This is a genomic window from Streptomyces morookaense (assembly GCF_013030945.1).
Classification (GTDB): Bacteria; Actinomycetota; Actinomycetes; order Streptomycetales; family Streptomycetaceae; genus Streptomyces; species Streptomyces morookaensis.
Genome location: NZ_JABBXF010000054.1, coordinates 1 through 23,542, shown reverse-complemented (window position 1 = coordinate 23,542; position 23,542 = coordinate 1). Strand labels below are relative to the sequence as shown.

Annotated in this window: 22 protein-coding genes; 6 read left to right on the top strand and 16 right to left on the bottom strand. The window is 70.4% G+C overall.

All coding sequences use genetic code 11. From position 1 onward, the window contains the following. Positions 1–8: 8 nt before the first annotated feature. The 3 genes from HG542_RS22590 to HG542_RS22580 all read right to left on the bottom strand — a co-directional run bounded on the left by HG542_RS22590 (position 9) and on the right by HG542_RS22580 (position 3,161). Complete coding sequence (locus HG542_RS22590) at positions 9–839, bottom strand: carbohydrate ABC transporter permease (protein ID WP_171084311.1); 831 nt, start codon at positions 837–839, stop codon at positions 9–11. Beyond that, a complete protein-coding gene (locus tag HG542_RS22585; RefSeq protein ID WP_171084309.1) occupies positions 836–1,810 on the bottom strand; it encodes a carbohydrate ABC transporter permease in 975 nt (324 codons plus the stop codon). The genes HG542_RS22590 and HG542_RS22585 overlap by 4 nt, the downstream gene beginning before the upstream one ends. A gap of 79 nt (positions 1,811–1,889) precedes the next feature. Beyond that, positions 1,890–3,161 carry an extracellular solute-binding protein gene (locus HG542_RS22580; protein WP_171084307.1) on the bottom strand — a complete coding sequence of 424 codons (1,272 nt, stop codon included), beginning with the start codon at positions 3,159–3,161 and terminating at the stop codon, positions 1,890–1,892. 240 nt (positions 3,162–3,401) lie between these two features. Here HG542_RS22580 and HG542_RS22575 point away from each other — a divergent pair, with 240 nt between their 5' ends. Then, on the top strand, positions 3,402–4,169 hold the full coding sequence (locus HG542_RS22575) for a GntR family transcriptional regulator (RefSeq protein WP_171084305.1): 768 nt from the start codon (positions 3,402–3,404) through the stop codon (positions 4,167–4,169). Positions 4,170–4,229: 60 nt separating this feature from the next. Here the strand turns inward: HG542_RS22575 and HG542_RS22570 are convergent, their stop codons facing one another. From HG542_RS22570 to HG542_RS22530, 9 genes are all read right to left on the bottom strand, one after another. Then, the gene (locus HG542_RS22570) at positions 4,230–4,610 is read right to left on the bottom strand and encodes a cupin domain-containing protein (protein ID WP_171084303.1); all 381 of its coding nucleotides are present in this window, start codon (positions 4,608–4,610) and stop codon (positions 4,230–4,232) included. Then, on the bottom strand, positions 4,597–5,382 hold the full coding sequence (locus tag HG542_RS22565) for a thioesterase II family protein (protein WP_171084301.1): 786 nt from the start codon (positions 5,380–5,382) through the stop codon (positions 4,597–4,599). Before HG542_RS22565 ends, HG542_RS22570 begins: the two co-directional genes overlap by 14 nt. Further along, on the bottom strand, positions 5,379–6,647 hold the full coding sequence (locus HG542_RS22560; protein WP_171084300.1) for a valine--pyruvate transaminase: 1,269 nt from the start codon (positions 6,645–6,647) through the stop codon (positions 5,379–5,381). The genes HG542_RS22565 and HG542_RS22560 overlap by 4 nt, the downstream gene beginning before the upstream one ends. Positions 6,648–6,708: 61 nt before the next feature. After that, a complete protein-coding gene (locus HG542_RS22555) occupies positions 6,709–6,936 on the bottom strand; it encodes a phosphopantetheine-binding protein (RefSeq protein WP_171084297.1) in 228 nt (75 codons plus the stop codon). A 35-nt stretch (positions 6,937–6,971) separates the two neighbouring features. Further along, complete coding sequence (locus tag HG542_RS22550) at positions 6,972–7,925, bottom strand: chlorinating enzyme (RefSeq protein WP_218039070.1); 954 nt, start codon at positions 7,923–7,925, stop codon at positions 6,972–6,974. Positions 7,926–7,962: 37 nt separating this feature from the next. Continuing rightward, positions 7,963–9,534, bottom strand: coding sequence for an amino acid adenylation domain-containing protein (locus tag HG542_RS22545; protein WP_171084296.1), 1,572 nt, complete (start codon positions 9,532–9,534; stop codon positions 7,963–7,965). A 94-nt stretch (positions 9,535–9,628) separates the two neighbouring features. Then, entirely contained in the window at positions 9,629–11,425 is a 1,797-nt protein-coding gene (locus tag HG542_RS22540) for a 2-isopropylmalate synthase (RefSeq protein WP_171084294.1), read from the bottom strand. A 137-nt stretch (positions 11,426–11,562) separates the two neighbouring features. Further along, complete coding sequence (locus HG542_RS22535) at positions 11,563–12,843, bottom strand: cation:proton antiporter (protein ID WP_171084291.1); 1,281 nt, start codon at positions 12,841–12,843, stop codon at positions 11,563–11,565. Next, a complete protein-coding gene (locus HG542_RS22530) occupies positions 12,840–14,786 on the bottom strand; it encodes an AfsR/SARP family transcriptional regulator (protein WP_171084289.1) in 1,947 nt (648 codons plus the stop codon). Before HG542_RS22530 ends, HG542_RS22535 begins: the two co-directional genes overlap by 4 nt. 403 nt (positions 14,787–15,189) lie before the next feature. Between HG542_RS22530 and HG542_RS22525 the strand changes: the two genes are divergently transcribed. After that, positions 15,190–16,116 (top strand): LysR family transcriptional regulator, encoded by a 927-nt coding sequence (locus HG542_RS22525; RefSeq protein ID WP_171084287.1) that lies wholly within the window; start codon positions 15,190–15,192, stop codon positions 16,114–16,116. A 26-nt stretch (positions 16,117–16,142) separates the two neighbouring features. Here HG542_RS22525 and HG542_RS22520 read toward each other — a convergent pair whose 3' ends face one another. Next, on the bottom strand, positions 16,143–17,138 hold the full coding sequence (locus HG542_RS22520) for a DMT family transporter (protein ID WP_229922519.1): 996 nt from the start codon (positions 17,136–17,138) through the stop codon (positions 16,143–16,145). Between the two features lie 58 nt (positions 17,139–17,196). Further along, positions 17,197–17,628, bottom strand: coding sequence for a DUF2000 domain-containing protein (locus HG542_RS22515; protein WP_171084284.1), 432 nt, complete (start codon positions 17,626–17,628; stop codon positions 17,197–17,199). A 50-nt stretch (positions 17,629–17,678) separates the two neighbouring features. On the opposite strand from HG542_RS22515, the gene HG542_RS22510 reads away from it, so the two are divergent. The 4 genes from HG542_RS22510 (at position 17,679) to HG542_RS22495 (ending at position 21,019) form a co-directional block, all read left to right on the top strand. Then, positions 17,679–18,521 (top strand): helix-turn-helix domain-containing protein, encoded by an 843-nt coding sequence (locus HG542_RS22510; protein ID WP_171084282.1) that lies wholly within the window; start codon positions 17,679–17,681, stop codon positions 18,519–18,521. 213 nt (positions 18,522–18,734) lie between these two features. Continuing rightward, a complete protein-coding gene (locus HG542_RS22505; protein WP_171084280.1) occupies positions 18,735–19,121 on the top strand; it encodes a galactosyltransferase-related protein in 387 nt (128 codons plus the stop codon). 100 nt (positions 19,122–19,221) lie between these two features. Then, on the top strand, positions 19,222–20,118 hold the full coding sequence (locus HG542_RS22500) for an LAETG motif-containing sortase-dependent surface protein (protein WP_171084278.1): 897 nt from the start codon (positions 19,222–19,224) through the stop codon (positions 20,116–20,118). 136 nt (positions 20,119–20,254) lie between these two features. Then, positions 20,255–21,019, top strand: coding sequence for an SDR family oxidoreductase (locus HG542_RS22495; RefSeq protein ID WP_171084276.1), 765 nt, complete (start codon positions 20,255–20,257; stop codon positions 21,017–21,019). Between the two features lie 3 nt (positions 21,020–21,022). On the opposite strand, the gene HG542_RS22490 is transcribed toward HG542_RS22495, so the two are convergent. Together HG542_RS22490 and HG542_RS22485 are read right to left on the bottom strand one after the other, a co-directional pair. Beyond that, a complete protein-coding gene (locus HG542_RS22490) occupies positions 21,023–22,615 on the bottom strand; it encodes a lytic transglycosylase domain-containing protein (protein ID WP_171084275.1) in 1,593 nt (530 codons plus the stop codon). Positions 22,616–22,669: 54 nt separating this feature from the next. Continuing rightward, positions 22,670–23,542, bottom strand: an 873-nt coding sequence (locus tag HG542_RS22485) for an FG-GAP repeat domain-containing protein (RefSeq protein WP_171084273.1), incomplete at its 5' end; no start/stop codon positions are given.

Below are 23,542 nucleotides of genomic sequence, written 5' to 3'. Positions count from 1 at the left end.
ATGCAGTGCTAACCCTTCACTGCGCCGGAGGTGAGGCCTCCGACCGCCTTGCGCTGGAGGATGACGAAGAGGACGAGGATGGGGACGGCGAAGAGCGAGGAGGCGGCCATGGTGGCCCCCCAGTCGTCGCCGAAGGTGCTGCGGAAGCCGGTGAGCCAGAGCGGCAGCGTCTGGGAGCCGGGGTCCTTGTTGAGGATGAGGACCATCGGGAACTCGTTCCAGACGGTGATGAAGCCGAAGAGCGAGGTGGCCATCAGGCCGGGCGCCAGCAGCGGGAAGATCACCCGGACGAACGCCTGCGTGCGCGTGCAGCCGTCCACCATGGCCGACTCCTCCAGCTCCTTGGGCACGGCGGCAACATAGCCGCGCAGCGTCAGGACGGTGAAGGGCAGCACCATGACGGTGTAGATGGCGGTGAGCGGCACCAGGCTGTTCAGCATCTCCGCATCGCGCACGATCATGTAGTAGGCGATGACCATGACCTCCCAGGGGGCCATCTGGGCCATCATCATCACGAGGATGAAGCTCTTGCGCCCCTTGAAGCGCATGCGGGCGACGGCGAAGGACGCCAGCAGCGCGATGACGAGCGAGAGCCCGACGGCGATCAGGGTGACGGTGAAGGAGTTGCCGACGAACGTCCAGAAGCCGTCGGCGTGCACGGCCTTGGTGAAGTGGCCGAGCGTGGGGGCCTTGGGGAACCAGACGGGGGTGTCGCTGACGATGTCCTTGTTGGCCTTGAAGGCCGTGGCGAACATCCAGTACACGGGGAAGGCGAAGACGACGAACAGGACGGCCGCCGTCGCCCCGGGCCAGATGCGGCCGAGCAGTGAGCGCCTCACAGTTCGTCCTCCTCTTGCTTGAGCACGATGCGCAGGTAGTACGCGGTCAGGGCGAGCAGGATCACGATGGTGAGGATGGAGATCGCGGCGCCCATGCCGAAGTGCTGGTTGCCCATGCCCTCGACGAAGGCGTAGACGGGCAGGGTCTCGGTGAGCCGGTCGGGGCCGCCCTCGTTGATCGCGAAGACCTGGGTGAACGCCTTGAAGACCCAGATGACTTCGAGGAAGGTCGTCGCGAGGAAGAAGGGCCTGAGGAAGGGGAAGGTCACCGAGGTGAACGTGGTCCAGGTGCCCGCGCCGTCCAGCGAGGCGGCCTCGTAGAGCTCCTTGGGGATCGTGGTCGTCGCCGCGTAGAGGTTGATCGCCACGAAGGGGATGGACTGCCAGACGATCAGGACGGTGATCACGAAGAAGGTGGAGAGCTGGCCGCTGGTCCAGTTGTAGCCGTGCATGGAGTGCCGGCCGAGCTGGTCCAGCAGGTAGTTGACGACGCCGAAGCGCTGGTCGAACAGCCACTGGAAGACGGTGGTGGCGGCGACGACCGGCATGGCCCAGGCGAGGACGAGGCCGAGCGAGAGCAGCAGCCGCATCTTCTTGCCGAGCCGGGCGAGCAGCAGCCCGACGAGGCAGCCGAGCACCATGATGAGGACGACGTTGGCCGCGGTGAAGGCGACGGACCTGCCGGTGACGCGCCAGAACTCGGAACTCCCCAGCGTCCTGGTGTAGTTCTCGCCGCCGTTCCACTCGGTGACGTGCCGGATCAGCTGGCGCGGGTTGAGGTTCTGGAACGACAGCATGCCGTTCTTCACCAGGGTCCAGCCGAGCAGCAGGACGATGACGGCGGCTGCGGGGAGAATCAGCAGATAGGGGGCGGCGGTTGCGGCCCTGCGGGACGGTGTGCCGGGCGGCGGGGCGCCGCCTTTGCCGGTCCGGGGGGCGGTCACGGCCGCCTCTTCGGTCTGAGCTGACATCGTCGTCCGCCATCTCCCCTGTAGAACTGTGGTGCGTGCTGCCGGGGTTGTGCGATTCGCACCGCACAACCCCACCGGATCACTGCTTCTGGCTGAGGCGCTTGTTCATGTCGCCCTCGACCTGCTTGGCGGCCTCGTCCGCGGACTTTCCTTCGAGGACGGCCGTCATATAGGCCTTGATGGGGTTCGGCGCGTTCTCGACGGCGGCCCATTCGGGGATGAGCGGGGTGGTGCCGCCGCCCTTGGCGGCGGGTGCCGCGGCCTCGGCGGCCGGGTTGCCCTTGACGCTGGAGAGCAGGGAGTCCTTGTTGGGGATCGAGCCGACCTCCTTGGACAGCGCGGCCTCGTTCTTGTCGGACAGCGCGATCTTCAGGAATTCCTTGGCGAGTTCCTTCTTCTTGCTGCCCTCGGCGACCGCGAGGTTGGAGCCGCCGAGGAAGACGCCCTCGGGCTTGTCGGCCGTCTCACCGGGAATGGTGAAGTAGCCGATCTCCTTCTCGATCTCCGGGTTCGCCTTGATGGCGGTGGCCGCCTCCCAGCCCATGCCGATGAAGGCGCCGGTCTTCCCCTTGGCGAAGACGTCGGCCTGCTGCGGGGTGGCCTCGTCCTTGTCCTTGGGGGCCTTGCTGAAGGCCTGGTACTGCTTGTAGATGTCCATGGCCTTGGCGACCTTGGGGTCGCCGAGGTTGGAGACGTACTTGCTGCCGTCCTTCTTCACCAGGTCGGCACCGGTGCCGATGGTCAGGCCGTCGAAGAAGTACCAGTTCTGGCCGGGCAGATAGAGCGGCTCGGCGTCGCCCTTCTTCTGAATGGCGTCGAGGTCCTTGAAGAATTCGGCGCGCGTCTTCGGCGTGTCCGTGATGCCGGCGTCGGCCCAGATCTTCTTGTTGTAGATGACGACGCGGCTGGCGGCGTACCAGGGGGCGGCGTACTGCTTGCCCTCGAAGACGGACGGCTTGTTGAGGGAATCGGTCCAGTCGGCGCCGATCTCCTTCTTCAGGTCGCCGAGGTCGGCGATGCCGCCCGTCTGCGCGTAGAAGGAGGTCTGGGTGTTGCCCACTTCGACGACGTCCGGCGGAGCGGACTCGGACAGGGCGGTGGTGAGCTTCTGCTGGATGCCGTTCCACTTCTGGACCTGGATGTCCAGCTTGGCGCCCGTCTTCTGTTCGAATTCGGCCTGTACGGACTTGGTCCAGCCCGGCGGATTCGAGCCGTCCATGAACCAGACGGTCAGACTCTTCGCCCGGGAACCGTTTCCACCCGAATCCTTGTCACTGTCGCTGGACCCACAGGCAGCAACACTCACCAACATTGCCGCGACTCCCGTCGCCGCTATGAGCCCTCGCCTCACGGCACTCTCCTCAGGGACCGAATGTGGTCTTTAATGGTTTAGACCAGTGCCCGCAGCTTGGCCTAGACCTTTTGGGGTGTCAAGGGTGTATAAGAGTCGCTGTCGGCTCCGTTACCGGACCGACACCTGAGGCCGGCCCGGTCGTCCACGGGCCTGTCGGGCTCTGCCCGTGCCACCATGTGACCGCGATAAACGGAGGAGCCGGTGACGGCAGCAGGAACGGACTCGGGAAGGCACGCCATGGCAGCCGAGGGTGGTACGGCGGAGAGCGGCGGCGCCGCGAGCAGTGCGCGGACGGCCCGCGTTCCCAAGTACTACCGCCTCAAACGTCACTTGCTGGAGATGACCGAAACCTTGCCCCCGGGCACTCCCGTGCCGCCGGAGCGCACACTCGCCGCCGAATTCGACACCTCCCGCACCACCGTGCGGCAGGCCCTACAGGAACTGGTCGTCGAGGGACGACTGGAACGCATCCAGGGCAAGGGGACATTCGTCGCGAAACCCAAGGTCTCGCAGGCGCTCCAACTGACGTCCTACACGGAGGACATGCGGGCCCAGGGCCTGGAGCCCACCTCGCAGCTCCTCGACATCGGCTACGTCACCGCGGACGACCGGCTGGCCGGGCTGCTGGACATCGTGCCGGGCGGACGCGTCCTGCGCATCGAACGCCTGCGGCTGGCGAGCGGCGAGCCGATGGCCATCGAGACGACGCATCTCTCGGCGAAGCGGTTTCCGGCCCTGCGCCGGAGCCTGGTGAAGTACACGTCGCTGTACACCGCGCTGGCGGAGGTGTACGACGTGCACCTGGCGGAGGCGGAGGAGACCATCGAGACGTCCCTGGCGACCCCGCGCGAGGCGGGCCTGCTGGGCACGGACGTGGGCCTGCCGATGCTGATGCTCTCCCGCCACTCGCTCGACGCGGAGGGCCGGCCGGTGGAGTGGGTACGGTCGGTGTACCGGGGGGACCGCTACAAGTTCGTGGCACGGTTGCAGAGGCCGGCGGGGTAGCACGGCCCGTACCCAGGACCGGCCGGGGTCCCGGGGGTTGCCCCCCGGGACGATGCAGCATCAGAGCCACTCCGCGTCGCGTGTCAGCGCGCCCCCCGCATCGCCCGTGTTCAGTGCGCCCTCCGGGTCCAGGAGGACGACGTCGCAGCCCTCGGGGGTCACCGGCCGATGCTCGACGCCTTTGGGGACCACGAACAACTCGCCGGGGCCCAGCCGCACGGCGTCCCGGTCGCGCAGTTCTATCGTGAGCGTGCCGCGGAGCACGAGGAAGAGCTCGTCGCCCTCGGTGTGGCTGTGCCAGACGAACTCGCCCTTGAACCTGGAGACTTTCAGCTCGAGCCCGTTCACCTCCATGACGGTCCTCGGGGTCCAGTAGGCGTCGAGTTCCTCCAGTTTCTCGAGCTTCTCCGCCAGGTTGACCGGCTTGTCAGGACGGGCCATGGGTCGTGTCTCCTCGGGTCTGTACCAGGGTCAGCAGATGTTTGGACACCACGCCCGCCACATCCGCCTCATGCGTCCGCAGGAAGTGATGCCCGCCGGGATAGATCCGAACCTCGGCCCCCGCCGTGGTCAGTTCCTCCCACAGGGCCAGGTCGGCCGTGGGGCAGGTGTGATCGCTGTCGCCCCCGCAGGCGGTGACGGGGGCCTGGATCCGGGGCAGCCCGGCCCGCTCGGGCCGGTACGCGTCCAGCAGGCGCAGGTCCGCGCGGAGCGGCGGGAGGATGAGCGGCAGCAGTTGCGGGTGGTCGTAGACCTCGGCGTCCGGACCGCCCAGGGATCGCATCGAGGCGACGAGGTCCTCGTCGGAGAGCAGGTGCCGCTTCTCGCCGTGCACGTGGTGGGGTGCTGTCCGGGCCGAGACGAACAGGCGTGAGACGACGGTCCCGTGGTCCCGTTCCAGTCGTCCGGCCACCTCGTAGGCAAGGCCCGAGCCCATGCTGTGGCCGAAGAGGACCAGCGGCACGTCGCAGCGGTCGAGGAGTTCCGCGGTGACGCGGTCGGCCATCTCCCTCATGTCCTCGATGCACGGCTCACCGATCCGGTCCTGCCGGCCGGGGTACTGCACCACGAGGATCTCGACGTCCGCGGGCAGCCGGGCGGGCCAGCCCTGGAAGGCGGCGGCCGTGCCGCCGGCGTGCGGGAAGCACACAAGCCGGGCGGCGGTGTGCCGGCCCTCGACGGCATGGCGCCGCAGCCACCTTCCCGTACTCATGAGGCGTTCCGCTGCAGCTCGGTCAGCACCTCGCCGAGGCGGGCGATCCCGCGGGCGATCACGTCCTCCTCGCCGCTCAGGCTCAGCCGGACACAGCGCCTGCCGTGCCCGGCGAGGAAGGGCGTGTCGAGCGGGGGCACGAAGAAGTGCCGTCCGGGCACGACGAACACCTGCCGGTTCTTGAGTGCGCGGTAGGCGTCGAGGTCGTCGAACCAGGGATGGTCGATCCACAGCCAGCAGAACATGCCTCCGTCACCGGAGTGCAGCCGCCAGTCCACGGACTCCGGCAGGCGGTCGTGCAGCAGCTCCTCGGCCGTGCGGCGCTTGGCCCGGTAGTAGGGGTTGATGGTCTTCGCCGCCAGGACGTCGATCTCGCCGCTGTCGAGAGCCCGCGCGGCGGCCATCTGCACGAGCTGCGGGGCGTGCAGCGCCGCGTTGGCCGTGAACGACACCAGGACGTCGATCACTTCGGCGGGGCCGATGGCGAACCCGAGTCGCTCGCCGGGCAGTCCGGCCTTGGAGAAGGTGAAGCAGTTGACGACGTGGGGGTGGAACACCGGTGCCGACGGCGCGTCGACGACACGGGGGAAGGGCTGCCCATAGGCGTGGTCGACGATCAGCGGGACACCGCGCTCCTCGGCGATGGCGATCAGCCCGTTCAGCTCGGCCGCGTCGAGGCAGCGGCCCGTCGGGTTGCCCGGGCTGGAGATGAGCATCGCGCCCATGGACGTGCGGCGGCGTACGGCGTCCAGATCGACGGCGTACCGGAAGCGCCGCTCGTCCTCGTGCACCACCACGGGTTCGACGCCCGCGGTGCCGCCCTCGGCCATGCTCAGGCCCTGGTAGCCGGTGTAGTCCGGCACACAGGGCAGGACCAGCTCGCGGTCCCCGCCGGCCGCGGGGCCGGTGAAGGCGTTGACGGCCATGTAGGCGAGCAACTGGCTGCCGGGGCCGACGGCGACGTTCTCCGGGCCGATCTCCCATCCGTAGGCGGCGTTGAAGTACCGGACGACCGCGTCGACGAGCGCGTTCGCACCGCGCGACGGACCGTACTGGCCGCCGGCCGTGAAGAAGTCCTCGTGCAGGGCCTCGCCGGCCAGGCGGCGCCAGGTGTCGACGACTTCCGGGATGTGCGCCGGATTGCCCGGACTGAGGTTGCACCACGCGCCGTCCGACTGCCGGCCGGCCGTGGCGGCGATGTCGTCCATGATGCTGCGGATGCCGGACAGGCGGGACATGGTGGTGCCCCAGCTGGAGAGCTGCATCGGTTGGGTTTCCGTTCCCCGGTGAGGGCGGGCCCTGCCCCGTGACAGGGCCCGCGGAGGTTCAGGCGACCTGCTGGAGCGCCTCGATGTGGGCCGCGATGCCCGCGACCGTCGACTTGCGGAACAGTTCGTCCATCGGGACCTCGGTGCCCAGCTCGGCGGCGATGGCCTGCTGGATCCTGGTCATGATCAGTGAATGGCCGCCCAGTTCGAAGAAGTCGTCGTCGTTCGAGAAGCTCTCCAGCTTCAGCTCACGGCTCCAGATGCCGTGGATCGTCTCGGCGATCACCTTGCGGTCCTCTCTGCGGAGTGCGGGGTCGGGGGTCAGCGGGCCGTGCGGAGGGCGAACGCCTCGCCGTGGTTGTTCTCCGTACGGATCCGGTTGTGGTCGAAGGTGTTCTCGCCGGAGACGAGCACGCTGCCGTACTCCGACAGGTCGAAGGTGGCGCCGTGTGCGGTGAAGGAGTTCTGGTCCGGGTAGACGCGGACGTGCGTCGGCACGTAGCGCCCGGCGATGGCGAAACGCGTCTCGCGCTCGGTGAGGTTGGGCGTGGAGCCGTGCACGCACGAGGCGGTGAAGATGACCGCCTCGCCCGGCTTCATCTCCAGCTCCACGACGTCCTCGGGCCGCGGCTCCCAGTGGGGGTCGACCGCGAAGTCCGAGAAGTTGTAGCCGAAGAAGCCGGTGTCGGCGTGGGCGACGTCGTAGTCGTCGCTGCGGCCGCTCTGCGTCGCCTTGTGCTCGTCGAAGATCCACTCGCGCTGCGAGCCGCGCACGAACTTCATGCAGGCCCGGTCCCTGGTGGCCGGCGTGAAGGTGGTCCACACGGTGATGTCGATGTAGGCGTTCCAGTCCGACTCGGTGGGCAGCAGCTGCGGTTTGCCGTTCGCGTAGCTGTAGTCGCGGACCTGGTGCCACTCGGTGGCCTTGGCGCCGGGGAACTTCGGGAACCACTCGGTGCGCCACAACAGGACGTCCGGGCCCAGGATCGCATTGAGGTACTTGACGATCGTCGGGTGTGTGACGTGCCGGGTCAGCTGCGGGATGTCGAAGTGGCGGTCGTAGTTGACGCTGTTCTTGTACAACGCCCGGTCGGTGACGTGGTTGTTGATCCGGATCTCGCGGATCAGCTCCGCGGCCTCCTCGGGCTCGTAGAGCTTGATCGGGCCGATGAAGCCGTCGCGGCCGAACTGCTCGATGTCTGCCTTGATGTCGTCTGGCACCACGGCGTTGCCGGAGATCTGGGCGGCCGGCTCGGGGTGCTGGGCTGTGGTCACGCGGGAGTCAACTCCTTTGACGGAAACGGGGGGCGGGTCATACGGCCGAGGCGGCGAGCGCCTTGCGGTCGATCTTTCCGTTGGGGTTCAGGGGGAAGGCGGACAGCTCGACGAACTGCTCGGGCACCATGTTCCGCGGCAGTACGGCCAGCAGCCCGGCGCGCAGGGCCCTGGTGTCGAGCGGGGCGGCGGCCGGGACGACGAAGGCCACCAGCCGGGCCCCGCCGTCACCGCCGGGCAGGGCGAGGACGACGGCGTCCTCCACCGCGGCGCTCGCGCGCACGCCGTGTTCGACGTCCCCCAGGTCCATGCGCATGCCGCGGATCTTCACCTGGGCGTCGACCCGTCCGACGACGACGAGATTGCCGTCGGCGTCGGCGTATCCGCGGTCACCGGTCCGGTAGAGGCGCACCTGTCCGTCGCCCGTGTCGAACGTGGTGAAGCGTTCGGCATCCTCGGGCGAGGCGTTGAGATAGCCCTCGCCGACGCTGGTCCCGGAGATGCAGATCTCGCCGGTCTCCCCGTCCGGCACCTCGGCGAGGCCGTCATCGGTCTCGTCCATGAGACGGATCTCGGTGTTGTACACCGGACGGCCGACCGGTGCGGAACCGGTGCGGTGGCGGGGGTAGTCGTGGAGGGCGTACGAGGAGGCCACATCGGTGCACTCGGCCACGCCGTACTGGTGCAGGAGGGTGCAGGTGTTGCCCTCCAGGGCCGCCCACTCCTCGATGCGGGGGACGGACAACGGCTCACCGCCGATGAAGACATGGTCGACGCCGGTCAGCGGGCCGCCCCGCGGCGATTCGGCCAGGTCCCGCTCGGCCAGCAGGTAGAGCGTGCTGGGGGCGCAGTGGAGCGTGCGGACCCTGCGCCTGCCGATGATGCGGTGGGCCATGGCGACGTCGAAGCTGCGGCTGGGCAGCAGGTGCAGCGGCGCACCCGTGAACAGCGGTGCCATCAGCCCGCGTTGGCTGATGTCGAAGCCGAACGAGCTGACGCTCAGGCCGCTCGACCGCTCGTCCAGCCCGTACTCCAGGGCCAGCCAGTTGAGCAGGTTGTACCAGCCTTCGTGGCGGACCGCGACGGCCTTGGGGGTGCCGGTGGAGCCCGAGGTGAAGACCACGTAGCACAGGTCGTCGCCGGTCACGTCGGTCTGCGGGTCCTCGGCGGGCAGGGCGTCCAGGCGGGGCGCGAGCGCCTCGATGTCGAGCACCTTGGTGTGGTCGTGCCCGATGAGGTCCTGGGTGGCCGGTGAGACCACGGTGAGTTCGAGCCGGCCGAGGTTTGCGAGCATCAGGTCCAGCCGCTCGCGGGGATAGGTCGGGTCCAGCGGGGAGTAGGCGGCACCGGACTTGAGGATGCCCAGGACGGCGGTCATCAGCTCCGGCGTACGGTCCAGGCAGACGCCGACGACCGTGCCGCGGCCGACGCCGAGGCCGCGCAGGTGGTGGGCGAACCGGTTGGCCCGCGCATTGAGTTCGGCATAGGTGAGCTCCTCGTCGCCGCAGGTGAGGGCGGTGGCGAGGGGAGTTCTGCGGGCGTGTGCCTCGACGACGCGGTGGACGGCGGTGTCGTCGGGCAGCGGCGTGCGCAGGCCCTTCAGAGTCATTCAGGGGTTCCTTTCCGGCATCCGCACCGGCGGCAGCGGCAGGGGCGGGGCCAGGGTCGGGCGGAAGTTCTCGATGCCGTTCCGCCGCCGTCCGCTACGACGGGTCCAGCACCCGGTTGACGGCCGAGAGCACGGAGTTGACCAGAGCCGTCTCGGGTGCCGGGTCGAGCCCGACGCCATGGACGGTCACCCCGCCGACGTTCATCTCCGCGTAGGCGACGGTGCGTTCGCCGTGGTTGTCGGCGAGCGGGTGGTGCGTCACGGTGACGAGGGCGACGTCGAGGCCGAGCCGGGCGACGGCGGTGGCGAAGGCGTCCGCGGCGTCCGCGCCGGTGCCCTCGACGGACGTCTCACGGCCGTCGGCCTCCACGACGGAGGCCTGCACCAGGGTCGTCCCGCCGCGCGCCTCCGTCCGGAACTCCTTCAGCAGCAGGCCCAGCGGACGCTGTTCGAGGTACTCGCGCCTGAGAACGGCCCACAGGTCGCGCGAGGTCAGTTCGATCCCCTCGGCATCGGCGACCTTCTGCACGGTGCGGGCCAGCTCCACGCGCAGCCCGCGGGGGATGTCCAGGCCGTACACGTTCTTGAGGATGTGGGCGATGCCGCCCTTGCCGGACTGGCTGTTGACCCGCACCACGGATTCGTAGCTGCGCCCCACGTCCTTGGGGTCGATCGGCAAGTAGGGCACTTCCCAGCGGGTGTCCCGGGCGGGGACCCCGGCGGCCGCGGCCCGGGCCTCCACGGCGGCCAGGCCCTTGGCGATGGCGTCCTGGTGGGTTCCGGAGAAGGCGGTGTAGACCAGATCACCGGCGTAGGGGTGGCGCGTGTGCACGGGGATCTGGTTGCAGTGCTCGACGGTGGCACGGATGCCGTCGATGTCGGAGAAGTCGAGCTGGGGGTCTACGCCCTGGCTGAAGAGGTTGAGCGCCATGGTCGCCAGGCAGACGTTGCCGGTCCGTTCGCCGTTGCCGAAGAGCGTGCCCTCGACCCGGTCGGCGCCGGCCATCAGGGCCAGTTCGCCGGATGCGACGGCGGTGCCGCGGTCGTTGTGCGGGTGCACGGAGAGGATGAAGGACTCGCGGTTGTCCAGGTTGCGGTGCATCCACTCGACCTGGTCGGCGAAGACGTCCGGGGTGTCCGTCTCGACGGTGGTCGGCAGGTTGAGGGTGACGGGCCGGTCGGGGGATGCGTCCCAGACGGATGCGACGGCCTGGGAGAGTTCGAGGACGAACTCCGGTTCCGTGACGTTGAACGTCTCCGGCGAGTACTCGAAGCGCAGTCGCGCCCCCTTGGCCGCGTCGGCACGCCGGGCGACGTGCCGGGCAGAGGAGACCGCCATCCGCCGCACCTCGGCCGGGGTCATGGCGAAGACGACCTCGCGCCACAGGCAGGCCGTGGCGTGGCACAGGTGCACCACGGCACGATCGGCCCCCGCGACGGCCTGGAAGGTCCGGTCGATCAACTCGGGCCGGGCCGGCGTGAAGACGGAGATGGTGACGTCGTCGGGCACCAGGTCCCGGGTGATCAGGCGGCGCACGAAGGCGAAGTCGGCGTCGCTGGCCGAGGGGTAGCCGACCTCGATCTCCTTGAAGCCCATCCCCACCAGGAGGTCGAACATCCGGCTCTTGCGCTCGATGTCCATGGGGTTGGCCAGCGCCTGGTTACCGTCCCGCAGGTCGACCGAGGCCCACAGGGGCGCGCGGTCGAGCTGCCGGCCGGGCCAGACGCGCTCGGCCGGCGGCTCCGGCAGCCGGGATCCGGTGCGGACGTAGCGGTGGACGGGCATCGCGGACGCCCGCTGGGTGTTCCACCACGGCTGACCGGTCCGGGAGGGGCCGGAGGGGCGGCGGAGTCGGGGGGCGGTGTGCGGGGACGGAGGGATCTGGGGCATTCCTGCCTCCCTGGGCGTCGGGCGGGATGCCCGTCGACGGGTGTGTCAGGTGGTCGGTGAGTGACACGACGACCGTAGGAAGGCCCGTCCCCGATCTGTCCCCGCCGTCTCCCCGGCCCGTCCCGCCCGTCCCCGCCTCAGCCCCGTCCCGTCCTCGACACGGCCCCGGCCGGCCGCGGCGCGGAGAGCGCTCCGGTCGCGGCCGTGTCCGGGCCGCGCCGGGCGCCGTCACGCACGAGGTTGAGCAGCGGGCCGGTCATGGCCGTGGTGACCACGGCCATGATCAACATGATCGAGTAGAACCGCCCGTCGATGAGGTGCATCTGCAGTCCGACGGTGACGATGACGATCTCCGTCAGGCCGCGCGTGTTCATGAGGACCGCGATGGGCAGCGCCATCCGGTGCCCCGTGCCCGACAACCGTGCCCCGGCATAGGCACCCGCCGCCTTGGAGGCCACCGCGACCGCCACCACCGCCGCCAGCGTGCCGAGCAGCCCGGGGCCGACCCCGGAGAGGTCGACCTTGGTGCCGGCCACGATGAAGTACAGCGGCAGCAGGAAGTGCGAACCGGCGTGTTCCAGTTGCTCGACGAGCCGGGTGCGCACCTGCTCCGGCCCCGTCTTCGGCAGCACCGCGCCGAGGGCGAAGGCGCCGAAGATGAAGTGCACGCCCATCCATTCGGTGGCCGCGCACGACGCGGCCAGCGCCACGGTCAGCGCCGGGAGGAGCCCTGCGGGCAGTTCGCCGCCGAGTCCGGGGCCCGCCGACAGCCGCCGGAACAGCGGGCGTACGGCGCACCAGAGGACGGCCGCGTAGAGGGGCAGGAACATCACGTGCCACTGCCCCGTCGCACCGCAGAACGCCACGACGGCCGCGAGGCAGAGCCACGCCGCCACGTCGCCGACGGCCGCCGCCGCGAGCGTGATCCCGCCGAGCGGCCGGGAGTTGAGGCCGCGGTCGGTGAGGATGCGGGCCAGCACGGGGAAGGCCGTGACGGACATGGCCACCCCGAGGAACAGCACGAAGCCCGTGCGGTTCCCCGGCGCGTACGTACCGGCCAGCGGCAGGGCCAGCAGCACGCCGGCCGCCAGCGGGACGACGACCGACCCCGCCGCCAGGGTGAGCGCGGTCCGTCTGCGTCCCCGCAGCAGGGCGAGGTCGAGTTCGTATCCGACCGTGAACATGAAAATGGCGAGGCCGATATTGGCCAGCCCTTCGAGGAGCGGCCGCACGCTGCCCGGAATGAGTGCGTGGCTCACCGGCGCGGTCAGCACGGTGGGGCTGAGGAGAATACCGGCGAATATCTCGCCGACCACCGGAGGCTGTCCGATCCGCCGGGCCGCCGCGCCGCAGAGCCGGGCGGCGGTGAGGGCGAGGGCCAGGGCGAGGAAGAAATCCGTCTGAAGGTGCCCGGTCATATCGAATCCCAAGAAGGCTGGAGGGGGCAGGGGTCGCCCGCGTAGGAGAGGATCAACTGCCGTTCCATGTAGAAGTCGTGCAGACCCTTGAGCGCCGACTCGCGGGCCTCGGGGGTGTCCAGTCGGCACGACAGCTGCCGGCAGTAGGCCTGCACGAGGCCGAGCACCCGGTAGTGGCCGGCCTCGGGCTGCTGCAGCAGGTGTTCGTCCACCAGCCCCTCCAGCAGTTCCTCGGTGCGCTGCACCGGAAGGCCGCACAGCGCCGAGGCGCTGTGGGCGCTCACCACCGGGGTGGCCATGAGACCGAGCAGTCTCAACAGCCGCTGCTGGTCGGGGTGGAGGCCGCCGTAGGAGAGGTCGATGCGGTGCAGCAGGCCGCCGTCCTCGGTGCGCAGTTCGGCCAGGCGCCGACCCGGGTCGGCGAGGCGGGCGGCGAGGTATCCGATGCTCCAGGCGGGCCGGTGGCCCAGTTTCGTGGCGGCGGCCGCGACGGCGAGCGGGTGGTCGTCGCAGTGCCCGAGCAGCCCGTCCAGCTCGTCGGGCCGCACCTCCTGCCGTCCGGCGAACCGGCCGGAGCCGTCGTCGGCCAGGCGGTGGAACAGCTCGCGGGACTCCTCGCGCGAGAAGGGGCCCAGGAAGTGCGGGCGGGCCGCGGACAGGCCGGTCAGGCTGCGGCGGCTGGTGACGAGGGTGAGGCAGCCGGGACTGTCGGCCAGCAGCGGGCGGATCTGGTCGGTGCCGGCCGCGTCGTCCAGGACCAGCAGCACGCTGCGTCCGGCGAGCCAGGAGCGCCACAGGCCCGACAGTTCCGTCACCGAAAGCCCCTCCGGCACGTCGATTCCGCCCGTCTCCACGCCTGCGGCGCGCAGCAGTTGCGCCAGTGCCGCGGCGGGGGGCAGCGGTTGCGCAGCGGCACTGTGCCCGCACAGGTCGAGAAAGAGGGCGCCGTCCGGGTACCGGGGCGCGAGGCGGTGGGCGGCGTGCACGGCGAGCGCGGTCTTGCCCACCCCGGCCATCCCTTCGATCAGGGCGGTGCGCACCGCCCCCGGGCCGTCGTCCTCGCCGGTGAGCCCGAGCAGCCGGCGGCGGACGGCAGCCCGGCCGGTGAAGTGCCCGAGGTCTGCGGGCAGGTTGCCGGGCAGCTGCGCCCGGGGGACGGCGGTGCGCTCCGGGAGCGGTGCGGTGGCCGGGCCCGGGACGCACATGTCGTCGGCCAGCATGCGCTGGTGGGCCTCCTGGAGTTCCGGGCCGGGATCCAGGCCGAGGGTGTCCGCGAGCTTCCGGCGGGTGCGCTCGTGGACGGCGAAGGCGCGGGCCCGGTCCCCGGAGTGGAAGAGGGCCAGGACGAACTGCGCCACCAGCCGCTCCCGGAGCGGGTGTTCGGCCACCGCTGCCGACAGTTCGCCGATCACGGCGGCATGTCGGCCCCGGGCAAGCTCCAGCTCCGCCCACTCCTCCAGGACCGCCAGCCGCTGCTCCTCCAGGACTGCGGTCTGCGCCCGCAGCCCGGACCGCTCGAGGCCGGACAGGACGGGGCCCTGCCAGAGGGACAGCGCCGCGCGCAGCTCCGTCCTGGCATCACCGTCCTGGCCCTGCTCCAGGCAGAACCGGGCCCGGCCGCAGTGCTCCTGGAACGTCCGCGCATCGAGGGCGGCGTCGCCGAGGTCCAGCCGGTAGCCGTCGCTCTCGTGGCGGACGGCGGCTCCGGCCGCCTGCAGCACGCCCCGGAGCCCGGAGACGGCGTTGCGGATCTGTTTGCGCGCGGTGGCCGGCGGATGGTGTTCCCAGACGGTGTCCGCCAGCCGGTCCAGGGAGACCCGCCGGCCGTGGCACAACAGCAGTGTGCCGAGGATGACTTGCTGTTTCGCGCCGTGCAGCTGGACGGACTGCCCGGATATCGATAAGGAAAGCGGTCCGAGGACCCGGAATTCGGCAACAGACATAGGCACGCCAACCTTCGAATACTGTGCGAGAGGGGGTCCGGGCGCCGGAGAACGGCAACGGGCGGCCGGACAGCAGGGATTCGAGCCGATGAGGGGGCGAAGCGGCTCGCCTCCGCCGCCGGTGCACGGAACACGGTCCGGAAGAACGGAACGGAGAGGGGACCGGAGAGCGGCGGCGGTGCGAGTACGCGGAACGGCGGTGCAGTTGCAGAGAAGCAGAGATGCAGACGATGCAGGTGCAAAGACATGCAGTGCTGAACGCCAGCCCGCGAGGCAGCCGGTGGGCCTCCGCGCCGGTCCCGCCGTCCTGGTGAGGACGGCCTTCACCGCTGACATCACGACCCTGCCGGACGCACGGCTTCCAGTCCAAGTCCTAGTCGGCATGGTCGTATAACTTCTGATCATGGTGACCCTGCGGCAGCTCCAGTACATGCTCGCCATCGTGGAGGAAGGCTCCTTCACGCGGGCTGCACAGCGGCTGCACATCTCTCAGCCCGCCCTATCACGGCAGTTACAGGCTCTGGAGCGGTTCTGCGGCGGGTTGCTCGTCGAACGCGACGCGCGACCGTTGCGGCTGACAGCCCTGGGGCAGGCGATACATCCCCACGTGCGCGCCGCCGTGACCGAAGCGGGCCGGATCCGTCCGGCGGCGGCGAGGGCGGTGAGCGGGCTCCGGGGCGAACTGCAGCTGGCCACAATGGACTCGATCAGCCTCGGGCTGCTGCCGCCCGTGCTGCGCGCCTGGCACGAGAGCCATCCCGCGATGGAGGTGCGGCTGGCCGAACACCGCCGCACGAAGGACCTCATGGCCGCGCTCGGAGAGGGCCGCGCCGACATCGCCATCGGCCCCGCGCTCGACGGCTGGCACGGGAGTCGGCGCCTGATCGGCGTGGCCGAATTCGTGGTGGTGCTGCCGCCCGGGGACACGGCCGCGGAACACGCCGCCGGGGAGGCCCTGCCCCTCGCCGACCTCGCAGACCGGGCCTGGGTGCGCCTGGCACCGGACAACACCCTCGGCGCCGTCCTCGACGAGGCCTGTGCGACGGCCGGTTTCACTCCGAGGACAGCCGTGCAGGCCGAGCAGAGCGCGGCGACACCCTGGCTCGCGGCCTCGGGACTGGGCCCCGCCCTCGTACCGGCCTACCTGCTGCCGCCGAGCTTCACCGGACGCACCAGGCTGCCCGACCCACCGGTCCGGCAGCCTCTGTTCGCGTACACCGCCGCCACCCCCGGCCCGGTGGTCGCCGGGTTCGTCGAGGTGCTGGTCCGGCACGCGAGGGTCGCCCGCGCCCCGGATCCGGACGGCCCCGGTGCCGTGAGCGGCCGTTGAGGGCGCACGAGGGCCGTCCGGACCGTTCAGTTCGCCCGTGCACCTTCCGGAGCAACGGCCGACGGGGAGGCCTGCGGTGCCGGCGCCGCCTTCCGTCCGGCACGCGCGAACCGTCCCTGGGTCACGGCCAGCACGGCGCCGGCCAGCATGACGACACCGCCCGCCACCTGGGTCGCCGTGAACGACTCGTCCAGAAAGAGCACCGAGCTGGTCACCCCGAAGACCGGGACCGCGAACATCATCACCGTGGCCGTCGAGGGACTGACACTGCGCAGGCCCCGGTAGAAGCAGAGATAGGCGATGGCAGTCGGACCGACCGCCAGGTAGCCGACGTTGGCCCAGGTGCTCGCGGGGAGGCTGCTCCAGTGGGTGTCCGGCACGGCCGGAAGGGCGAGCAGCACCAGTCCGAGTGAGCCGGCGACGGTGCCGTACGTGGTGGCGCGCAACGGCTCGATGCCGGCCAGCACCCGCTTCGAGGTGATGCTGTAGGCCGCCCAGGCGGCGGCGCCCAGCAGATAGACGAGGTCTCCCGTCAGCCGCTGCCCGCTCACGCCCCCGGCCGCGTCGCCGATGCCGAGGAAGAAGACCACGGCCCCGGCCACGCCGAGCACCAGGCCGGCGATGCGCGGGACGGACGCGGTCTCCTTGCCCATCACGAGCAGCGCGGTGGTCGTGAGGACCGGGCTGAGCACCGGGACGATGATGCTGCCGTCGACGGACGGCGCAAGCGAGAGCCCCCAGAAGAAGAAGAGGTTGTACGCGAAGACGCCCAACAGCCCGACGAGACCGGCCCGTACGGCCTCCCGCCACACGAAGGGACCGGACCTGCGCCCGGCCACGGCCAGGATCAGCAGCAGGATCACGGCCCCGCCTCCGAACCGCAGCGCCGCCGCCACCTGGTGCGGGACATGTCCCACGACCACCTTGGAACTGGTGAAGGCACTTCCGAAGAACGCCATCGTGGCCAGCAGGTAGAGGTGGGCATCGACAGGGTCACGTCGTTGCGCGGTCGTCTCGGACACGCTGCTCGCTCCAGTCTGACGGTCCGTCTGGTGGTTCGGCCGGTTCGGCGATGCAGGGTCAGGGGTGCATCGTGGCGCCCTTGAGCACCTTGTCCACGCCGTTGCGCGGACCGTAGAGAGCGATGCCGACCAGGTCGAGCTGGTCCTTGCCCACGGCACGCACCGCAGCGCGGTTGTCACGGTCGTTGTTGGTGGTGAACAGGTCCGAGGTGAAGACGGACAGCGGGATCCCGCGGCCCAGGGCCCGGCCGTGCGCCGTCGTCAGCAGCTCCTTCGACCCCTCGAAGACGAGCACGGGCTGCCGGAACATCGACAGGTACTCCGTGCCGTCGGCGTCCCCGTAGGGCTCGCCGATCACCTCGGGAAGCGCGGTGCCGATCCCGCTGACCAGGAAGGCCGTGACGTTCAGGCGCTGCCAGGTGTGCAGGTCGTCGCGCAGCAGGACAGCGATCTTGGTGTCGAAGCGGACGGGGGCGTTCTCGGTTTCCATGCACCGGATTGTGACCCGCTGCAACGACCCCGGTCTTGTACGATCTTTGCATGGTTGCCCGCCCCGACCTCACGGCGTGGCGGCCGGCCGTGGCCGGGGTCGCCGAAGTCCTCCACGCCCACTTCACCGACCACGTCTACCCCATGCACGCGCACGACACGTGGACGCTCCTCATCGTCGACGACGGCATGGTCCGTTACGACCTGGACCGCCACGAGCACGGCGCCCTCAGCGACCTCGTCACTCTGCTCCCCCCGCATGTGCCGCACAACGGCTGCCCGGTGACGCCGCACGGCTTCCGCAAGCGGGTCCTGTACCTGGACGCGGACGTGCTGGGCGTGGAGCACATCGGGCGGGCCGTGGACGGACCGGCGCTGGCCGACCCGCTGTTACGGCGCCGCATCCACCAACTGCACACCGTGCTCGCCGAACCCGGCGAGGACCTGGAGGCGGAATCCCGCCTCGCCCTCATCTGCGAACGCATCCTGGGACACCTGGGGCACCCGAGCCGCCTCGTCCCCCCGTCCCCGCCCCGCCCGGACCGGGTCGGCCTGGCCCACCGGCTGCGCGACCTCCTCGACGAGCACGTCCCCGAGGGCCTGTCCCTCCAGGAGGCGGCAACCCTGCTGCACGCCCATCCCGCCCATCTCGTCCGGGCGTTCAGCCGCGAATTCGGCATCGCCCCGCACCAGTACCTGACCGCCTGCCGCGTCGACCGCGCCCGCCGGCTCCTGCTGGAGGGCCGGGCCGCACCCGAGGTGGCCGCGAGCACGGGATTCTGCGACCAGTCGCACCTGGCAAGGAACTTCAAACGGATCGTGGGCGTCGGCCCTGGGTGGTACGCCCGTACGGTCCGCGGGGCGGGCAGCGGCCCGCCGGGGATGCGGACCTGAACCCGACTGCCCACTGCCCAGGAGCCCGTACGTGCCCGACACCACCACCCCGCTCGCCGAGCGCCTCACCGCCCACGCCGTCCTCGTCCGCGACCCGGCCGTCCCCGGCATCGCCGCCGACTACTGGGAAGCGAGCGAGCCGCATTACCGGACGGTCGACGGATTGCTGTCCGGTTTCGTCACCGGTGACGCGGCAGCCGCGTACAAGGCGCTGTGCGCCGACCCCACACCACCACCCGGCCCGGGCCCGCGGCCGCCGACATCGTCATCCCGTTCCGCGACCGCGAGGGCGGCGGCCTGCGCGGGCTGCTGCTGCGGGAGCCGCCGGGCGGCTGCGTGTGGGTGCGGAACGATGTCTTCCGCCAAGTCGGCGGCTTCGACGAGCGGTTCGAGGGCTGGGGCGGCGAGGACGACGACGTCGTCGCCCGGCTGGGCGCCGCGGCACCGGTGGTCCGGTACGAGGACACACTGCTGCACCTCGACCACCCGCGGCCGGCGATGACGCGGGACGACGGGGTGCCGTTCAACGCGCACATCGAGCCGCTGAGCTGGGCGCCTCCGGAGGGCGGTTACGGGGATCCGTACGCGTACCGACAGTAAGTGCGATCTGCGCGGCGCGGCGTTTATACGGCCATTACCATCACCCCCGTACCAAGTGTCCCGTCTCGTCACACACTCCTCACCCACAGAGGTTGCTCGCATGAAGCTGTCCCGAATAGCGACGGTCGCGGCCGCCGTCTCCCTCGCCCCTGCCGTCTTCCTCGCCACGCCGGCGCTCGCCGACGACGGCAACAACACCGTGCAGCCGGCGGGCCAGACGGCCACGGAGCCGCAGAAGGAGACGGAGGCCAAGGCCACCCTGACCTTCCCGGACTTCCCCAAGAAGCTTGTCACCGGGGACAAGAACTGGACGGAGTTCTCCTTCGTCGTCGACAACGCCAAGGGCGATGCCGTCAAGGACTTCTCGCTCACGTTCATTCTCAACGCCGTGTTGGATAAGAGGGACGGTTCCAAGACGGACAAGCCGGAGATCGAGTACCAGGGCGCGGACGGGTCGTGGCGATCGGTCTACCAGCCCTCCGCCTACGGTTCCGTGTTCGGCAGAGTGGAGGATGGGAAGCTCGAGAAGGGCGAAAGGCGCACCATCAAGCTGCACATCCGCCTGGATGCCGACTTCCCGGTGTTCCCCAAGGCCACCGCGACGGTGGTGGTTTCCGGCGTGGCGCGTACAGAGCTTCCGACCATCGCCGTGGAGGGCCAGGCCACGTCCCCCTCGCCCCAGCCGGCCGAGCACGGCGGAGACAAGGACCACAAGGCCTCGGAGTCCCCCTCCCCGGCCAAGCAGAGCCCGTCCCCGAGCCCCAAGCCCAGCCCGACCGCCAGCGCGAGCGCCACCGCCTCGGCGAGCCCCAGCCCCGCTGCCGCCGCCGGCACCGGCGACAGCAACACCACCGCCAACGGCGGTGACACCACCCAGCTGGCCTCCACCGGTGCCGGCAGCGAGACGCCGTGGCTGATCGCCGGCAGCGCCGCCGCCCTCGTGGCGGGCACCGGCATGGTCGTCGCGGCCCGCCGCCGCTCCGCTTCGCGCGGCTGACGCCGCCCGCCTGTGAACCCCGCCCGGACCGGGCGGGGTTCACCTGCATACATGTGAAGGCGCCATAAGATACTGACCGGCCGGTTTGTCATTCCGGCCGCGTACGCACACACCGATCACGGGGGACGCATCACTCATGGGTGCACTGCAGGGCAAGACCGCGCTCGTCACCGGATCCAGCCGCGGCATCGGCCGCAGCACGGCCGAGGAACTCGCCCGCCAGGGCGCCCTCGTGGCCGTCCACTACGGCAGCAACGAGGCGGCGGCGCGGGAAACCGTCGCCGCGATCGAGGCGGAGGGCGGCCGGGCCTTCCCGGTCCGCGCGAACCTCGCCGAACCCGGTGCCGTGACGGAGCTGTACGCCGCCTTCGACACGGGTCTGAAGGAACTCGGCGCCGAACCCGGCCTCGACATTCTCGTCAACAACGCGGCCGACGGCACGATGCGGGAGCTCGCCGACGTCACGCCGGAGCACTTCGACGACCTCGTGGCCGTCAACGCCAAGGCCCCGCTGTTCGTGATCCAGCAGGGCCTGGAGCGCATGCGCGACAACGGCCGCATCATCAACCTCACCTCGGCGGTGACGCGCCACGCCTTCCCCGACGCCATCGTCTACGCGATGACCAAGGGCGCCGTCGACGTCATGACCCTGGCCCTGGCCCAGCAACTCGGCAGCCGGGGCATCACGGTCAACTGCGTGGCCCCCGGCTTCGTCGAGACGGACATGAACGCGGCGATACGCCAGAGCCCCGAGGCCCGCGAGCAGTTGGCGGCCTTCTCCGTCTTCCGGCGGATGGGCGTGCCGCAGGACATCGCCGACGTGATCGCCTTCCTCGCGTCGGACGCGGGCCGCTGGATCACCGGTCAGCGGATCGACGCCACGGGCGGCTCGAAGCTGTGACGGTCATGATGCGGCGGTCATGACCGTCAGCGGGACGTCCAGCGTGACGCCTTCGGGGGTGGTGAGGCGCAGGACGTACGCACCGGGAGTCCGGCCGGCGCGGAGGGCGGGCAGCGTCACGACGCCGTCGGAGGCGGGCGCGGGCAGGGCGAGGGTACGGACGGGGATGCCGTCCGCAGCCGTGAAGTACGGCGCGTCCTCACCCTCGCCGGTGAGGGTCGCAGTGACCCGCGTCCCGAGGGCGGCCTGCCCGTAGCGGGTCGCCTCGATGCGTGCCTCGCCCGGGAACTCACCGCCGACGACGGCCTGCAGAGGCTTCTCTTCGAGCATCCGGAGGCTGTCGGCGGTGGCGGTGGGCGAGAGCCGCAGAGCCACCTGGACCCCGGCCTCCCGGCCGGCACCCCGGGCCCGGACGGCGAAGGTGCCGGGCCGGTCCCCGGTGTGGAGGGGCGGTGCAACGGCGACGCCGTGGCCGTCGGTTCGGACGGTGACGTTCCTGGTGCCGCCGGGGAACCGCGCATCGGTCCCGTCGCCGACGATCTCGAAGACGACGTCCTGCCGGGGAACGCCCTGGCCGCTGCGGTTGCCGACCCAGACGCGGAACGGGTCGCCGAGCACCTGGCCGGTCTCGGCACCGACCCGGTCGGGCCCGAGGACGTCGAGGCGGGCGGGGGTGAGATCGGGGGCCGGGACGGGTTTGGGCTCGGGCTTCGGTTCGGGCTTCGGTTCGGGTCGGGGAGCGGGGGTCGGCGGCCGCGAAGTGCCGTCACCGGCAACGGCCTTGGCGGACGACGTGACCGACGCCCCGCGAGCCCCCGGATCGGGCCGGTACGGCGTGGCCGGAGTGTCATCGGGAATCGCGGTGGCGTGGCCGCCCTGGTACGTCCGCATCCACTGCAGCACGGCGTTCACGTATTCCCGCGAATTGTTGTAGCTGAGAATCGCCTTGTCGAGGTCGGCGGGATGGTTGAGATCCCGGTCCCCGGCACAGAGATAGCGGGCGGTACCGAGGGCGGCGTCGTAGATGTTGTTGGGGTCCTTGGCCCCGTCGCCGTTGCCGTCGGCACCCCAGACGGCCCACGTCGACGGAATGAACTGGGTGGGCCCGACGGCCCGGTCGTACTCGGTGTCCCCGTCCCAGCGCCCGCCGTCGGTGTCCCGGATGAGCGCGAACTGTTTTCCGTCGAGCCGGGGCCCGCGGATGGGCGTCGCGGTGGACCCGTCCTCGCGCAGCCCGTACCCCGAGGCGTGCACGGACTCGACCCGCCCGATACCGGCGACCAGTTCCCAGGGGATGTGACAGCCGGGCTGACTGCCCGCGACGGCTTCTGCGGCCTTCTTGTACGCGTCCAGGGCGGTGGCGGGAATCCCGGCATCCCCGGCGGCGGAGGGCCCCGGCTGCGCACCGGGCTTCCACAGGTCGGGCAGGGACAGGTTGGGCACACCGCGCGACGGCGCGGCCTGCGCACTGTTCTGCCCGGGAGCGGCCTGGCCGGCACTGGCGGTGAGCGGTCCGGCGGCGGCCGCGGTGGACAGCGAGGCGGCGAGGGCGACCCCGCAAAGGCCGCGGCGGGTGAGGGGGGTGGCGAACTTCATGGGGTCCTCGGTAAGGAGACCCGCGCCCCGTCAGGGGCACGGGTCCGGGTACGGCTACAGGTTGTTGTTCCAGACCTTGCGCGGCGACTCGAAGCCACCGCCGGTCTTGCCGGCGAAGGTCCACACGCCGGTCTGCACGCGGCCGTCGGCACCCTGCCCGTAGCTGTAGGTGACGCCGATGTCGGTCTTGCCGTCACCGTTGAAGTCACCGGCGGTCAGCTCACTCGAGTCCCAGCTCCAGCTGTCCTTGCCGGACTCCCACACCTTGCGGGGAGCGTCGAAGCCGTTCTTGCTGCCGTCGAAGACCCACAGGCCGGTCTGGTTGCGCCCGTCGGAAGTCTTGCCGTAGTTGTACAGAACGGCGAGATCGGTCTTCCCGTCGGCGTTGAAGTCACCGGCGACAATCTTGCTGGCGTTCCAGTCCCAGCTGTCCTTGCCGGAATCCCACACCTTGCGCGGCTCGTTGAAGCCGTTGGAGTCGTTGGCGGTGAACCAGAGAGCGGACTCGTTGCGCCCGTCGGCAGTCTTGCCGTAGCCGTAGAGCACGGCGAGGTCGGACTTGCCGTCGCCGTTGAAGTCGCCCGCGGCGAGCTTGCTGGTGTTCCAGTTCCAGCTGCCCTTGCCGGACTCCCATACCTTGCGGGGGGAGTTGAAGCCGTCGCCGTCGCTGGTGAAGGTGAAGAGGGCGGACTCGTTGCGCCCGTCGGAGGTCCTGCCGTAGTTGTACAGAACGGCGAGGTCGGCCTTGCCGTCACCGTTGAAGTCACCGGCGACGACCTTGCTGGCATCCCAGTTCCAACTGTCCTTGCCGGAATCCCACGTCTTGCGGGGAGCGTCGAAGCCGTCGGGGCCCTTGCTGGTGAACGTCCACAGACCGGTTTCGTTGCGCCCGTCGGCCGCCTTGCCGTAGCGGTAGAGGACGCCCAG

Bases quoted from the DNA above. Each gene is read 5' to 3' on its own strand.
- HG542_RS22585 (WP_171084309.1), bottom strand. From the start codon at position 1,810: ATGTCAGCTCAGACCGAAGAGGCGGCCGTGACCGCCCCCCGGACCGGC.
- HG542_RS22575 (WP_171084305.1), top strand. From the start codon at position 3,402: ATGGCAGCCGAGGGTGGTACGGCGGAGAGCGGCGGCGCCGCGAGCAGT.
- HG542_RS22570 (WP_171084303.1), bottom strand. From the start codon at position 4,610: ATGGCCCGTCCTGACAAGCCGGTCAACCTGGCGGAGAAGCTCGAGAAA.
- HG542_RS22565 (WP_171084301.1), bottom strand. From the start codon at position 5,382: ATGAGTACGGGAAGGTGGCTGCGGCGCCATGCCGTCGAGGGCCGGCAC.
- HG542_RS22560 (WP_171084300.1), bottom strand. From the start codon at position 6,647: ATGCAGCTCTCCAGCTGGGGCACCACCATGTCCCGCCTGTCCGGCATC.
- HG542_RS22545 (WP_171084296.1), bottom strand. From the start codon at position 9,534: ATGACTCTGAAGGGCCTGCGCACGCCGCTGCCCGACGACACCGCCGTC.
- HG542_RS22540 (WP_171084294.1), bottom strand. From the start codon at position 11,425: ATGCCCCAGATCCCTCCGTCCCCGCACACCGCCCCCCGACTCCGCCGC.
- HG542_RS22535 (WP_171084291.1), bottom strand. From the start codon at position 12,843: ATGACCGGGCACCTTCAGACGGATTTCTTCCTCGCCCTGGCCCTCGCC.
- HG542_RS22530 (WP_171084289.1), bottom strand. From the start codon at position 14,786: ATGTCTGTTGCCGAATTCCGGGTCCTCGGACCGCTTTCCTTATCGATA.
- HG542_RS22525 (WP_171084287.1), top strand. From the start codon at position 15,190: ATGGTGACCCTGCGGCAGCTCCAGTACATGCTCGCCATCGTGGAGGAA.
- HG542_RS22515 (WP_171084284.1), bottom strand. From the start codon at position 17,628: ATGGAAACCGAGAACGCCCCCGTCCGCTTCGACACCAAGATCGCTGTC.
- HG542_RS22510 (WP_171084282.1), top strand. From the start codon at position 17,679: ATGGTTGCCCGCCCCGACCTCACGGCGTGGCGGCCGGCCGTGGCCGGG.
- HG542_RS22500 (WP_171084278.1), top strand. From the start codon at position 19,222: ATGAAGCTGTCCCGAATAGCGACGGTCGCGGCCGCCGTCTCCCTCGCC.
- HG542_RS22495 (WP_171084276.1), top strand. From the start codon at position 20,255: ATGGGTGCACTGCAGGGCAAGACCGCGCTCGTCACCGGATCCAGCCGC.
- HG542_RS22490 (WP_171084275.1), bottom strand. From the start codon at position 22,615: ATGAAGTTCGCCACCCCCCTCACCCGCCGCGGCCTTTGCGGGGTCGCC.